This is a genomic window from Streptomyces plumbidurans (assembly GCF_019857225.1).
Taxonomy (GTDB): domain Bacteria; phylum Actinomycetota; class Actinomycetes; order Streptomycetales; family Streptomycetaceae; genus Streptomyces; species Streptomyces plumbidurans.
In genome coordinates, this window is record NZ_JAFJSY010000014.1 from 18645 (window position 1) to 32192 (window position 13548).

General features: G+C 69.7%; 11 protein-coding genes. 5 read left to right on the forward strand and 6 right to left on the reverse strand.

Translation table 11 applies throughout. From position 1 onward, the window contains the following. Positions 1-2: 2 nt before the first annotated feature. The 4 genes from arfA to JYK17_RS12100 form a co-directional block, all read right to left on the reverse strand. Positions 3-1517: an arabinosylfuranosidase ArfA gene (gene arfA, locus JYK17_RS12085; RefSeq protein WP_128803135.1), complete on the reverse strand. Its 1515-nt coding sequence runs from the start codon at positions 1515-1517 to the stop codon at positions 3-5. 130 nt (positions 1518-1647) lie between these two features. Next, positions 1648-2541 carry a carbohydrate ABC transporter permease gene (locus JYK17_RS12090; RefSeq protein WP_108007807.1) on the reverse strand — a complete coding sequence of 298 codons (894 nt, stop codon included), beginning with the start codon at positions 2539-2541 and terminating at the stop codon, positions 1648-1650. Continuing rightward, positions 2538-3476, reverse strand: coding sequence for a carbohydrate ABC transporter permease (locus JYK17_RS12095; RefSeq protein WP_108007806.1), 939 nt, complete (start codon positions 3474-3476; stop codon positions 2538-2540). The genes JYK17_RS12090 and JYK17_RS12095 overlap by 4 nt, the downstream gene beginning before the upstream one ends. Next, on the reverse strand, positions 3473-4822 hold the full coding sequence (locus JYK17_RS12100) for an extracellular solute-binding protein (protein ID WP_108007805.1): 1350 nt from the start codon (positions 4820-4822) through the stop codon (positions 3473-3475). The genes JYK17_RS12095 and JYK17_RS12100 overlap by 4 nt, the downstream gene beginning before the upstream one ends. Positions 4823-5042: 220 nt before the next feature. Here JYK17_RS12100 and JYK17_RS12105 point away from each other — a divergent pair, with 220 nt between their 5' ends. From JYK17_RS12105 to JYK17_RS12115, 3 genes are read left to right on the forward strand one after another with little or no spacing between them, the layout of a single operon-like run. After that, positions 5043-5720, forward strand: a complete 678-nt coding sequence (locus JYK17_RS12105) for a toxin-antitoxin system, toxin component family protein (RefSeq protein WP_181362357.1) — start codon at positions 5043-5045, stop codon at positions 5718-5720. Then, positions 5717-7114, forward strand: coding sequence for an MAB_1171c family putative transporter (locus tag JYK17_RS12110; RefSeq protein WP_222810346.1), 1398 nt, complete (start codon positions 5717-5719; stop codon positions 7112-7114). The genes JYK17_RS12105 and JYK17_RS12110 overlap by 4 nt, the downstream gene beginning before the upstream one ends. Next, complete coding sequence (locus tag JYK17_RS12115) at positions 7107-8519, forward strand: NAD(P)/FAD-dependent oxidoreductase (protein ID WP_222810347.1); 1413 nt, start codon at positions 7107-7109, stop codon at positions 8517-8519. The genes JYK17_RS12110 and JYK17_RS12115 overlap by 8 nt, the downstream gene beginning before the upstream one ends. A 68-nt stretch (positions 8520-8587) precedes the next feature. On the opposite strand, the gene JYK17_RS12120 is transcribed toward JYK17_RS12115, so the two are convergent. Next, positions 8588-9448, reverse strand: coding sequence for an SMP-30/gluconolactonase/LRE family protein (locus tag JYK17_RS12120; protein ID WP_222810348.1), 861 nt, complete (start codon positions 9446-9448; stop codon positions 8588-8590). Beyond that, positions 9445-10218, reverse strand: coding sequence for an IclR family transcriptional regulator (locus tag JYK17_RS12125; RefSeq protein ID WP_108007801.1), 774 nt, complete (start codon positions 10216-10218; stop codon positions 9445-9447). Before JYK17_RS12125 ends, JYK17_RS12120 begins: the two co-directional genes overlap by 4 nt. 218 nt (positions 10219-10436) lie before the next feature. Between JYK17_RS12125 and JYK17_RS12130 the strand changes: the two genes are divergently transcribed. Next, positions 10437-12470 carry a TerD family protein gene (locus JYK17_RS12130; protein ID WP_164932262.1) on the forward strand — a complete coding sequence of 678 codons (2034 nt, stop codon included), beginning with the start codon at positions 10437-10439 and terminating at the stop codon, positions 12468-12470. A gap of 36 nt (positions 12471-12506) precedes the next feature. Further along, positions 12507-13544 carry an NAD-dependent epimerase/dehydratase family protein gene (locus tag JYK17_RS12135; RefSeq protein ID WP_222810349.1) on the forward strand — a complete coding sequence of 346 codons (1038 nt, stop codon included), beginning with the start codon at positions 12507-12509 and terminating at the stop codon, positions 13542-13544. Positions 13545-13548: the final 4 nt, after the last annotated feature.

Here is a 13548-nt window from a genome sequence, read left to right on the forward strand (position 1 = left end):
CGTCAGGCCAGCCGGATCACGTTCCACGACAGCGGTTCCAGTACGGCGGTGAGCCGGCCGTCCTTCAGCCCCGTGCCCTCGACCGTGTGCGGGGCGACCCGTTCGGGGTCGTCGAGGGTGTTGCGGGCGTCCGGGTCACTGTCCGAAAGGGCGCTGTGCTCGACGACCGACGTCAAGTCCAGTCCGTTGAGGGCGACTTCGAGGGGCAGCGCTTCGGTACGGCTGCGGTTGACGGCGAAGACGGTGACGGTGCCGTCCTGCGCGCGTACGGCGGTGGCGTGCAGCAGGTCGGTCTCGCCGTACTTCTTCGTCTCGTACGTCGGGGAGTCGACCCGGACGTCGAGGACCCGGCCCTGGCCGTGCCGAGCGGCCTGGGCGAAGGGGAAGAAGGTCGTCTGGCGCCAGGCCGGGCCGCCGGGCTCGGTCATGATCGGCGCGATGACGTTGACGAGCTGGGCGAGGCAGGCCACGGTGACGCGGTCCGCGTGCCGGAGCAGCGCGATGAGGAGCGAGCCGAGGACGACGGCGTCGGTGACGCTGTAGTTGTCCTCCAGCAGCCGCGGGGCCTCGGGCCAGTCGTCCTGCTCGAAGGTCTTGGCGCGCGCCTCCCACTCGGGCAGGTACCAGACGTTCCACTCGTCGAAGGAGAGGTTGATCCGCTTCTTCGACTTCAGCCGTGCGCCCACGTGGTCGGCGGTCGCGACGACGTTCTCGATGAAGGACTCCATGTCGACGGCGGAGGCGAGGAAGGAGTCGATGTCGCCGTCCTCGGGCCAGTAGTAGGCGTGCAGGGAGACGTGGTCGACGAGGTCGTACGTCTCCTTGAGGACCGTCGCCTCCCACTCGGCGAACGTCGGCATGGCCTGGCTGGAGGAGCCGCAGACGACCAGTTCCACGCCCGGGTCGGCCTGGCGCATGGCGCGGGCGGTCTCGGCTGCGACGCGGCCGTACTCCTCGGCCGTCTTGTGGCCGGTCTGCCAGGGGCCGTCCATCTCGTTGCCCAGGCACCACAGCCTGATGCCGAACGGGTCCTTGTCGCCGTGCGCGACGCGCAGGTCCGAAAGGGCCGTGCCCGCGCGGTGGTTGGCGTACTCCTGGAGCTGCAGGGCCTCGGCGACGCCGCGGGTGCCGAGGTTGACGGCCATCATGGGCTCGGCCTGCGGGCCGATCTTGCGCAGGAAGCCGATGTACTCGGACAGGCCGAAGCGGTTGGTCTCGGTGGAGTGCCAGGCGAGGTCGAGTCGGCGGGGGCGGTCCTCGGTCGGGCCGACCGAGTCCTCCCACTTGTAGCCCGAGACGAAGTTGCCGCCCGGGTAGCGGATCGCGGTGACGCCGAGTTCGCGGACGAGGTCCAGGACATCCTGGCGGAGGCCTTCGGCGTCGGCGGTGGGGTGGGTTGGTTCGAAGATGCCGGTGTAGACGCAGCGGCCCAGGTGTTCTACGAAGCTGCCGAAGAGTCGGGGGGTGGTGTCTCCGACGGTGAAGGCTGGGTCGAGGGTCAGGTGGGCTGTGCGCATGGTCGCCTTTCGGGGGTGGGTGGTGCATGTTTTTTGGCGGGTGCGGGTTGTGTGTGGCTTGTCGCGCTCACGCGGCGGAGCCGCAAATCGATACAGCCCCGCGCCCCTAAAAGCCAAAACCGGAGGTCCGCTACTGGCCTGCCAAGCCTGTGTGGGCGACGCCCGCCACTATTTGGCGTTGGAAGAAGATGAAGACGATGATCAGGGGGAGGCCTGCCATGAGGCCGCCGGCCATGAGTTGGGCCCATTGGATGCCGTAGGAGTTCATGACGGTGGCGATGCCGTTGGGCATGGTCATCAGGTCGGGGTTGTTGGTCACCATGTACGGCCAGAGGAAGTTGTTCCAGGAGCTGATGAAGGTGAAGATGCCGACCGCGGCGAGGGAGGGGCGCGAGAGCGGGAGGACGATCGTGAAGAAGACCCGCCAGCGGCCCGCGCCGTCGATGAAGGCGGCCTCCTCCAGTTCGTGCGGGATGCCCTGGAAGAACTTGTAGAGGATGTAGACCATCGCGGCGGGCGCGCACTGCGGCAGGATCATGCCCCAGTAGGTGTCGACCATGCCCATCTGCTGGACGGTGGTGAACAGGGGTACGCCGAGCACCGCCGGGGAGATCATCAGGCCCGCCATGACGACGCCCATGAGCACCGTCTTGCCGCGGAACTCGGTGCGGGCGAAGCCGTATCCGGCGAGCGCGCTGACCAGGACGACCACGGAGGTCACGCACACCGACACGACAAGGGAGTTGAGGAGCCAGTTGGTGATGTTGCCGGTGTCGAACAGGGCCTTCCATGCCTGGCCCGTCCACACCTTGGGCAGCCAGTGCGGCGGGATCTGGGCCGCCTCGGTCTCGGACTTGAGCGAGGTGAACAGGGCCGCGGCGATCGGTGCCACGAACACGACGGAGACGGCGAGCCCGATCAGCGTGAGGACGATCTGGCCGGGTGTCCAGGGCCTGCGGGCCTTGGTGCGTACGGTCGGACCGGTGCGTACGGTCGGACGGGTGGTGGCCTCGGCGGTGGTCATCGGACGCCCTCCTCACGGTTGCGCAGCAGCCACATCCGGGCGAGGGCGACGACTGCGATGAGTACGAAGAAGATGACGGACATCGCGGAGGCGTAGCCCACGCGGTAGCTGGTGAAGCCCTGTTCGAGGGTGTACTGCACGAACGCCCGGGTGCTGAGCTCGGGTCCGGGGCCGAAGTCCATCATCACGACGGCCTGGTCGAAGAGTTGCAGCGAGGCGAGGATCTGCAGGGCGAGCACCAGTCCGGTGATGTTGCGCAGCAGCGGCAGCGTGATGTGGACCATGCGGTGCCAGGCGTTCGCGCCGTCGAGCTTCGCGGCCTCGTAGAGGTGGTCGGGGATGCCCTGGAGCGCGGCGAGGTAGAGCAGGAAGGAGAAGCCGACCGTCCACCACAGGGTCTCGATGACGATGGCGAGCATCGCGTACGACTTGTCGGTCAGCCAGGGCGTGGTGATGCCGAAGACATGGTTGAACATGCCGATGCCCTGGGTGAACAGCCACTGGAAGAGGTTGGCGGCGACGGTCGACGGCAGCAGGAACGGGGCGAAGAAGCACAGCCGCCACAGCCATTTGCCGCGCTCGATGTTGTGCGCCAGCATCGCGAGCAGAAAGGCGAGGACGACGATGCACGGCACCACGAGCAGCGTGAAGTAGGCGCTGTGGCCGAGCGCGTCCCACATCGCCGAGTCGTGCAGCGCCTCGCGGTAGTTGTCGAGGCCGACGAAGTGCGTGTCGTCGCCGGAGATGTTGGCGTCGGTCAGGCTCAGGTACAGGCCGCGCAGCAGCGGCCAGATCACGAACAGCGTGAACAGCGCCAGGAACGGGGCGACGAACCAACCCCCGTGCTGGAAGCCCTGTTTGCGACGCAGGGTCGCACTGGCTGCGGCGGTCTTCGTCCGCGCCGGTACGACGACGGTCTGGGCACTGGTCGTCATGCGGTCGCACCTCCCTGCGCTGCGGTCCTGCCGTCCATCGGGTTCTTCGTGGCGAGGAGCTTGGCGAGCTGCTTCTTCATCCGCTGCGCGGCCGCGGCGGGCTTGGCCGAGCCCATGGTCGAGGAGACGACGATCGGGCCGAGGTCCTGGGCGAGGATGCCGGTCGAGCCGGCGAACCACACCTTCGGCTCGGTGGCCTGGTGGTCCATCGCGGACACGTACTCGTGCTGCGGGGTGAGCTTCTTGTACGCGGGTGTGGACAGCGTCGGCGTGTACGCCGGGATGTGGCCGCCCGCCGCCCACTGCAGGGCGTGCTTGACGACGTAGGCCGCCAGTCGGTGCGCGCCCTCGTTGGCGGCGCCGCCGCGGTCGGCCTGGTGCGGCAGGACGAAGGAGTGCGACTCGGCGTGGGTGGCCTGCTTGCCGAAGACGGGCGGCAGCGGGGTGGCGCCGTAGTCCAGCTTGGCGCCGGAGAAGACCGGCACCGACCAGTTGCCCTCCCAGGTGAAGGGGGCGCCGTTGATGAACTGCTCGCCGGTCGGGGCGCCCGGGATGACGTAGCCGTCGGTGACGTGCTTGCGGAAGAACTCCAGGACCTCGGTGGCCTTGTCGACGTCGAAGAGCACCTCGGTCTTGGCGTCGTTGAACCAGGTGCCGCCGAGCTGGGTGTAGAAGGCGACGAAGAACCACCACTGGAAGTTCTGGTCGTTGGTCCACAGGCCGATCGTCTGCAGCCCCTTCTTCTGGACCTTCCTGGCCTTCTTCAGGACGTCGAACCACTCGGTGGTGGAGGTGACGGGGATCATCAGACCGTCGTCGCCGAGCAGGCCCGCCTTCTTCAGTACGTCCCTGCGGTAGAAGCAGAGCTGGACGTGGATGTCGAGTGGCAGGGCGTACAACGTGCCGTCGATGACGCCGCGTTGCCACAGCTTGGGGTTCCAGTCCTTCTCGCGCACGCCGTACTTGGCGAGCAGGTCCATGTCCCAGGGGTCGAGCAGGCGGCCGGGCGAGAAGCCGGTGACCCGGCCGAGGTGCATGACGCCCAGGTCGGGAGCGCGGTTTCCGGCCGCCGCCATGGCGAGCTTGGTGTAGTACGGGCTGCCCCACTGGAGGGTGGCGTCCTTGACCGCGATGTCCGGGTGCGCCCGGCGGAAGGCGTCCAGCATCGTGATCATGTTGGAGCCGTCGCCGCCGCTGAAGAGGTTCCAGTAGCGCACCCGGGTGCGCCCTCCGGTGGTCAGCGCGTCGGCGCCGGTGCCGAGCGCGGCGAAGCCGAAGCTGCCGGCGACGGTGAGTCCGCCGACGGCCGCGAGAAGGTTCCTGCGACTCAGGTCAGGTCGTTCCATAGCCTGCCCTATCTGTTCGGTATTTCGACATTCGCTCGTAACTTCGAACGGGACCGTAAGGAGGAAGCGCTTGCTAGTCAATGCTTTGGACAGGAGTTTCCGGCCGGTGCGAGGTCGTTCCCGGTTCAAACGGCGGCGCCCGACCACCTGACGTGGACCGGACCGGCCGCGTAGTCTCGGACCGCTTGTTGTACGGCGAGCGGCGCCGGAAGGGGGAACGATGGACATCGCGGGCGCGCGGCGCAAAGGGGCCCGGATCGCTGCCGGGCTGCTGCGCTCGCGGAGGGTCGCCGGAATGCGGGAGCTGGCCGAACGCCTCGGCGACGCCGTCCGGTCCAGGCCCCGACCGCCCGCCGACGCGCACGAGTTGTGCCGGGCGCTGTGCGAGGAGATGAGCGTGCTGCGCGGCGGACGCCCCGTCGATCTGCGCTTCGAGCGCTTCCCCGACGAGATCGAAGTCACCGGGTTGTGGGTGGAGTTCCAGGACTTCGACCTGGTCATCGTCGAGGAGCGGGCCGAGGCGGTGCAGCAACTGGTCATTTTGGGGCATGAGTTGTGGCATCTGCACATGGGTCACGCGCATCGCCACCCGTCCACGGCGAACGCATTCGCCCAAGAGCCCGGCTGGAACTCCTCCGCCGGACAGCCGGGTTGGGACTCCTCCGCCGCTCTGGCGGTGGCCGCCCGCAACGGTTCGCGGGAGGCCGACGAGGCCGAGGCCGACGACTTCGGGCACCGGCTCGCGGCCGCGCTGAGGCCCGCCCTGCCCGGACGGGGCGGCGGAGCACCGCCCGACCCGGTCCAAAGATCCCTCGGCTACCGCGGGCGTGAGGGACGTGACCGCGGGCGTGAGGGACGTACTCGCGGGCGTGAGGGACGTGAAGGACAGGCGCGGTGACCTCACTGCGACTGGCCGAAGGTCCTACGGCGTTCGTCACCGGCCTGTACGTCACCTTCTGGCTGCCCGGCCTGGTCCTGACCGCGGCCCTGGTGGTCAAGCTGCCCAGCATCCTCAAGCTGTGGCGCGACCCGCTGCTGCGTGCCGTCGGCGGTCTGCTGCTGTTCGCCTGCGCGGTGTTCGCCTTCGCGGCCCCGGGCACCATCGCCTGGACGAACCGGGTCACCGGCGTGCCGAACATCGCCGCGCCCTGGGTGTACACCCTGATCACCGCGCTGTCCGCGTGCTGGCTGCTGCTGGTGGTGCACTGGCGCAACGGCCCCACCGACCACCGGGAGGAGACGCGCCGCGCCACCCGCTGGGTGGTCGGGCTGCACGCCGCCGTGGTCGTCGCGCTGTGGGTGCTGTTCGCGCTCGCCGACGTACCGGTGGAACGCGTCCGGGACCTCGACACGTATTACGCCGGTACGCCGTTCATGCGCGAGGAGATCGTGCTCTACCTGCTGGCACAGGCGGTGGCCTGCTCGATCACCACCTGGCTGGTCTGGAACTGGATCCGCACCGACGGCCTCGACGCCTGGCTGCGCTGGGGGCTGCGCTTCCTCGGTGTCGGATTCGCCACCAACCTGCTGTTCAGCGCCGCCAAGTTCACGGCGGTGGTGGCCCGTTGGACCGGTCACGACCTGGACTGGCTGAACACCAACATCGCTCCTTCGGCGGCCTGTGTCGCCGCCACGCTGGTCGCGATCGGCTTCATCGTGCCGCACGTCGGCCAGTACCTGCGCGAGCGCTGGCTGGTGCGCCGCCGCTACCGCGACCTCAAGCCGCTCGCCCGCCTGATGCGGACCGTCGCGGGCCGCCGCGAACCGCTCGCCCTGCGCGCCACCGCCGAGATGCGCCTGATCCGCCGCGAGACCTACATCCGCGACGCGCTCCTGCAGCTGTCGCGGTTCCTGGACGAGGACCTGCGCGGCCGGGCCCACGAGGCCGCACTCGCCCTCGGCCACGAGCGCGCCCGGGCGCAGGCGCTCGCCGCCGCGGTGACCATCCTGGACGCCGTGGAGGTCATGGACGCCGTCGAGAACGGGCGGTGTGCGGGGGACGGGCAGTGTGCGGGGGACGGGGAGCGTGCCGCGAACGGACAACGTGCGGGGGACGGTCGGCGTGCCGTCGACGGGCACCGTTCCATGGACGGGCACCCTGCCACGGACAGGCAGCGTGCCATGGACAGGCAGCGTGCCGTGGACGGTGGCGGCGGCACGGGCGAGGCCGACACCTCGTATCTGCTCCAGGAGATCCGGGCCGTGTCCGCGGCTCTGCGTCACACCGAAGAGATCACGGCGGTGCGCACCCACCCGGCCGTCCCGGCAGAGAGCATGTCCGCGCATGAGTGAACGTCCCTCCCCCACCAGAACCGCAGTCGTCCTGGGGGGATCCCACACCGGCATGCTCGCGGCCCGCGCCCTGGCCGGCCCGGCCGACCGGGTCGTCGTCGTGGAGCGCGACACCCTGCCGAGCACACCCGGGCCCCGCAGAGGACTCCCGCAGGCCCGGCACGCCCATATGCTCTGGTCGGGCGGGGTGCGGGCGATGGAGGAGCTGCTGCCCGGCATCAGCACCGCACTCCTGGACGCCGGGGCCCGCCGCGCGCCCGTCACCACGGACATGGTCGTCCTGTCCGCTCACGGCTGGTTCAGGCGCTGGCCCGAGTCCCACCACGTCGTACTGGCCGGACGGGACCTGCTGGACGCGACGGTGCGCCGAGAGGTCCTCGCGGACGGGCGCGTCGAGTTGCTCGAGAACACGGAGGTGCTGGGGCTCACGGGGGACGCGAAGGCAGTCACCGGAGTACGGGTGCGTGAGCGCGGGGGCCGCGAGCGCGACCTCGCGGCGGACCTGGTCGTCGACGCCACAGGGCGCGGCTCCCAAGCACCCCGCTGGCTCACCGACCTCGGGCTGCCCGCGCCCGAGCAGCGCCGAGTCGACACCGGTCTCGCCTACGCCAGCCGGCTCCACCTCGCGCCCGAGCCCGCCCGCGGCGGCTTCCCCGTGATCAGCATCCAGCCGGACCCGCACGACGGCGGCCCCGGCCGGGCGGGCTTCCTGCTGCCCATCGAGAACGGCCGCTGGATCGTCACCCTCAGCGGCACCCGCGGGGGCGAACCCGGCCCCGCCAACGCCTCGGGCGACGACTTCGCCCGCTTCGCCCGCGAGCAGCTACGACACCCACTCCTCGGCGAACTCCTCGCCCGGGCCGAGCCGTTGTCCGACGTCGCCTTCACCCGCGCCACCGTGAACCGCCGCTACTACTACGAACGTATGCCGTCCTGGCCCGACAACTTCACCGTCCTCGGCGACGCACTGGCCTCACTCAACCCCACCTACGGACACGGCCTGGCGGTCGCTGCCCAAAGCGCCCTGCGCCTACGCCATTTGACTCACCGTCACGGCATCGGCACCCCCGGCCTGTCCCGCCGCGTCCAAAAGGCGGTCGCCCGACCGGTCAACGCGGCCTGGGACCTCGCCACAGGACAGGACATCTTCTACCCCGGAGCAACCGAAACCGGCCCCACCACCCGCGACCGCCTCCTGGCCGCCTACGTCTCCCGCCTGATGCACACAGCCACCGGCAACGGAAGAATCGCCCGCCGCGTAACCGACGTGACCTCGCTGGAACGCCGGGCGGAGGTGCTACTGGGGCCGTCGGTGCTCCTGGGGGCACTGTTCGGGCCGATGAGGCCTTCGCTTACTGGGCCGCCGCTGACGGGGGAGGAGTTGAAGAGGGTGGGGTTGGAGTAGGGCGGGGGGTGGGGTGTGTGAGCCGGCCCGCTGGACCGACCCCCCCCCCGCACCCACAAACCGCAGCCTCACCCCCCGAACGCCGGTTGCAGCACTCCCTTTCCGGCTCCCGGGACCACCAGCAGTGAGCCCGCGGTCGGGTGGGGTGCGGCAAGGCCCACGCGGGCTGTTGTGATGTAGAGGTCCGTCAGGTCCGGGCCTCCGAAGGCGCAGGCCGTTACGCGGGGGGTGGGGAGTTCGATGGCGCGGTCGAGTTCGCCGTCGGGGGTGTAGCGGCGTACCGCGCCGCCGTCCCACAGGGCCACCCATACGCAGCCGTCGGCGTCCACGGTCAGGCCGTCGGGGAAGCCCGCGCCCTCCTCGATCTCGGCGAAGCGGCGCCGGCCCGTGATGCGGCCGTCCTCGTAGTGGAAGACGTCGACCTGCCGGGTGGGCGAGTCGACGTAGTACATCAGGCGGCCGTCGGGGCTCCAGCCGGTGCCGTTGCTCACCGCCACGTCGTCGAGGACGGTCTCGGCCGGGCCTTCCCCGGTGATCCGGGACAGGGTGCCGCCGCCCGGCGCCTCGTCGTAGCGCATGGTCCCGGCCCACAGGGAGCCGTCGGGGGCGACGGCGGCGTCGTTGCCGCGGCGGCCGGGGACCGCTTCGTGGTGCAGCCAGCGGAAGGTGCCGTCGGGGTCGACGACGGCGATGCCGTCCCGCAGATTCAGGACGAGCCCGCCGCCGGCGCGCGGCTTGGCGGCGCCGACGTGCTGCTCGGTGGTGCGGACGGAACGGCGCCCGGAGCCGGGCTCGTAGGTGTGCACGCGCGAGCCGAGGATATCCACCCAGATCAGCCGCTCACGGGCGGCGTCCCAGGTGGGGCCCTCACCGAGGGTGGCCCCGGCCTGCACCGCCACCTCGTACCGGGAGACGTACTGAGAGGTCATGCCACGCTCCTGTGTCCGAGTCGCTCCGACAGCTCCACTGCGCCCTTCGCGGCGAGCTGCTCCAGCTCGGCCCGGCGCTCGTCGCTCCAGCGGATCATGGGGACGGAGATGGAGAGGGCGGCCACGACCTGTCCGGCGCGGTCCCGCACGGGCGCGGCCACGCAGCTCACGTCGGGGTTGGACTCACGGCTCTCCACCGCGATGCCGTTCTGCCGGATCTCGGCGAGTACCTCCCGCAACGCCGCCGGGTCGGTGATGCTGTTGGGGGTCATCGCGACGAGTTCGGCGTCGTCGGGGATGCGCGAGGTGAGCTCCGGCTCCGGGAGGGAGGCCAGCAGCATCTTGCCGACCGAGGTGCAGTGCGCCGGGAGCCGCCGCCCGGCGGCCGACACCATGCGCACCGCGTGGGTGGAGTCCACCTTGGCGATGTAGATGACGTCGGTGCCCTCCAGGATGGCCACGTGCACGGTCTCGTCGCAGGTCTCGGCTACGGACCGGGCCACCTGCTGTCCCTCAGCCGCGAGGTCCAGCTGCTCGGCGTACCGGCTGCCGAGCTGGTACGGCCGCACCCCCAGCCGGTAGCGTCCGGGCTGCCCGGGCACCTGCACGATGTACGACCGGGCGGCCAGCGTGGTCACCAGCTCGTGCACGGTGGTGCGCGGCAGCTGCAGCTTGCGCACTATGTCGGGGGCGGAGAGCGTCCCGTCCCCGTCGAGGAAGAGCTCGAGAATGTCGAGAGCCCGGGTCACGGCAGGTACGAGGCGTCCCACGACCGGCCCCCTCCTTTGGCATCTGAGGCGTCTATGTTCGAAATTTCAACAGACGATCGGCATGACGAACACAGGCTAGTCATAGAGCGTTTGCCCCGGCAATGGTTATGCGCAGACCACGTGGCAGACCGGCCGACGGTCACTGTGGTACTACTGTCCCTCTTGTGTGACACATCACATCATGTCGCACACGGGGACTGGGGGGTTCCATGCATGAAATGACCAAGGGCTCGAACGTGTCTCTCACGGCCCTGAGCGAAAACATCGACTCGGTGATCGTGGGCCTGGGCTGGGCGAGCCCGAGCGGCGACGGCGACGCGGACGTGTCCGTCTTACTGCTCGACGCCCGGGGCAAAGTACGCAGTGACGGCGACTTCTACTTCTACAACAACCCGGTGGCCAAGGACGGAAGCGTCCAACTGCTCGGCAAGACGCCCACCGAGGACGGCAACGAGGACCGGATCGGCTTCGACCTGACAGCGGTACCGGCCGACGTGGAGCGGATCGTGGTGGCCGCGAGCCGCTACGAGGGCGCCCGCTTCGGCGAGTTGGAGAACCTGGGCGTGACGCTGGCCGACGCCGCGGGTGAGCGTCTCCTGCGGTTCTCGATCGACGACGTCGACTCGGTGAGCGCGGTCATCTTCGGCGAACTCTACCGGCGCGGGGACGCGTGGAAGTTCCGCGCCGTGGGGCAGGGCTACGACGCCGGACTGGCCGGTCTGGCAACGGACTTCGGCGTGGACATCGACGACGAGCCCGAAGCGGAGGCCGAGGCGGAGACGCCGGTGGACGCCGAGGCCCACGTCGCGGCCACCCCGGCCGAGCCCGTCCCACCGACTGCCGCCCTGAAGGCGATCCCGGCTCCGCGCGAGCCTGCGGAGGAGGCGACCGGCGCGGCGGCCAGGAAGCCGGCGGCCCGGCCTCGTACGGCGAAAAGGAAGGTCACGCCGCCCAGGACCCCGCCGAAATCCTTGGCGGAGAACGACTCGTGGAAACCCGCCAGGCTTTTTCCGGTCCCGGCGCTCAAGAGCGACCGCGAACGGGAGACGCGCGCCACTTCCGTGGTGCTGTCCGTGATGGCCCAGGTCCCACGGTTCGGCAGACGGCTCACCGCCGCGTTCGGGGCACCGTCCGGCCGCATGGAGACATTCACCGAGGTCTCTCTGCCGCACGGCGACACGCCCCGGCGCCCCGACGGAGTGATCCGTGTCGAGCGTGCCGGGAGGCTGTGGACGGCACTCGTCGAGACGAAGACCAACGGCAACGCCCTCAAGGCCGACCAGGTGCAGGCCTACATGGACATCGCCGCCCGGCGTGGCTACGAGGCTGTGATCACCCTCTCGAACGACGTCGCTCTGGAGGGCAGCCCGCTGGTGGACGTCAAGATCGACCGGCGGCGCAAGCACCAGGTGGCTCTGTGGCACCTGTCGTGGGCCGAAGTGGCCTATCAAGCACAGCTGTTGATTCGACACGAGGGTGTCGGCAACGCGGCACGCACCTGGTTGCTCCAGGAACTGCTGCACTATCTCCAGCACGAGAACTCCGGTTGCCACGGTTTTCAGAACATGGGCTCGGCGTGGGTGCCGGTGCGCAACGGCATCAGCGACGAGACCCTGTGCCAGGGCGACCCACGCGCCCTCGATGTGGTCGAGAACTGGGAGCGCCTCATCCGTCAGGTGTGTCTCAGACTGGGCGGCGAAATCGGCCAGAAGGTCCTCCCGGTCCAGCGCGCCAAGCGCGGCAGCGATCCCGGGACCCGTCGCACCCTCCTGGCCGACCGGCTGTGCACCGAAGGACGCCTGCAGGCCGAACTGCGCGTCGAAGGCGCCCCTGGCCTGCTCGCCGTCACGGCCGACCTGCGCACCAGCAAGCTGCGCACCTCGGTGGAGATCCCAGCGCCCGACCAGGGATACCCCCTGACCTGGGCCAAGCGCCTCATCCGCCGACTCGAGGCGGCACCTGCCGACCTCCACGTCGAGACCCTCGTCGAGGGCGAGACCGGCGGCCCCCGCGGCACTCTGGAACGCCTGCGCCCCGAACCGGCCGACCTGCTCCCCAGGAAGGCGGACACCCGCATCACCGGTTTCCGCCTCTCCCTCCTCAAGAGCATGGGCAGCGGACGCGGGAACGCCGAAACCGGGTTCATCCGCAGCGTCGACGACCAGATGCAGCGGTTCTACAGCTCGGTGGTGGCGCATCTGGACGGGCCGTCGACACCGCGGCGCGCTTCGACGAAGGAGCGCACTGGGTAAGGGAGTTACAACCGGCTGGACGAGAGGGGAGCGCACGTGGACGTCCTGGTGACCGGCGGCACCGGCTTCGTAGGGAGTCATCTCGTGTTGCGGCTGCTGGAGCGCGGGTACGGCGTGCGCACCACTGTCCGGAGTGTCGGCAACGGCGTGAAGGTGGCGCCTCTGCGGGCGCTGCAAGCCCGCTTCCCCGGGCGTCTGGAACTCTTCGAGGCCGACCTTCTCGTCGAGCGGTCCTTCGATGAGGCGATGGAGGGGTGCGAGGTCGTGTTTCATGTGGCCTCGCCGTTTCTGATGCCGGAGAGGATCAAGGACGGGCGGCGGGATGTGGTGGAGCCCGCGGTGGCCGGGACGCGGAATGTCATCGGGAGCATCGGGCGGACGCCGACCGTCGTGCGGCTCGTTCTCACCTCCACCGTCGGGGCCGTCTTCGGTGACTACGCCGATGTGCTGGAGATGGAGGGGCAGGTGCTGAGCGAGGCGTACTTCAACACCACCAGCACCGTGGAGAACAACCCGTACCACTACGCCAAGACCGTTGCGGAGCAGGCCGCCTGGGAGGCGGCGAAGACGCAGCAGCGGTGGCGGATGGTCGCCGTCAACGCCGGCCTGGTGCTCGGACCGTCCCTCACCCCCGCCTCCGAGTCCGGCAGCCTCTTCCTGCTGGAGGAGCTCTTCAAGGGCTACTTCTTCTACGGCGCCCCCGACTTCAGCTTCACCACGGTCGACGTCCGCGACCTGGCCGACGCCCACATCGCCGCGGCCGAAACGGCGGATGCCACGGGGCGGTACATCGTCGCGGCCGAACGCATGACGTCGTTCTACGAGATGGCCCAAATCCTTCGCAGGCGGTACCCACGAGATCTGCGGCTGCCGCGAACCCGCCTGCCCCACTGGCCCGTTCGCATCCTCGGGCCCGCCTTCGGACTCACCCAGGACTACATCCGCAAGCACCTCGGCATCCGCTTCCGGGTCGACAACAGGCGCGGCAGGAACGAACTCGGCATCACCTACCGGCCCATGGAGGAAACCCTCCTGGACCATTACGAGGCGTGGCGCGCCCAGCACGGGAAATGACACA

Bases quoted from the DNA above. Each gene is read 5' to 3' on its own strand.
- arfA (WP_128803135.1), bottom strand. From the start codon at position 1,517: ATGCGCACAGCCCACCTGACCCTCGACCCAGCCTTCACCGTCGGAGAC.
- JYK17_RS12090 (WP_108007807.1), bottom strand. From the start codon at position 2,541: ATGACCACCGCCGAGGCCACCACCCGTCCGACCGTACGCACCGGTCCG.
- JYK17_RS12095 (WP_108007806.1), bottom strand. From the start codon at position 3,476: ATGACGACCAGTGCCCAGACCGTCGTCGTACCGGCGCGGACGAAGACC.
- JYK17_RS12100 (WP_108007805.1), bottom strand. From the start codon at position 4,822: ATGGAACGACCTGACCTGAGTCGCAGGAACCTTCTCGCGGCCGTCGGC.
- JYK17_RS12105 (WP_181362357.1), top strand. From the start codon at position 5,043: ATGGACATCGCGGGCGCGCGGCGCAAAGGGGCCCGGATCGCTGCCGGG.
- JYK17_RS12115 (WP_222810347.1), top strand. From the start codon at position 7,107: ATGAGTGAACGTCCCTCCCCCACCAGAACCGCAGTCGTCCTGGGGGGA.
- JYK17_RS12120 (WP_222810348.1), bottom strand. From the start codon at position 9,448: ATGACCTCTCAGTACGTCTCCCGGTACGAGGTGGCGGTGCAGGCCGGG.
- JYK17_RS12130 (WP_164932262.1), top strand. From the start codon at position 10,437: ATGACCAAGGGCTCGAACGTGTCTCTCACGGCCCTGAGCGAAAACATC.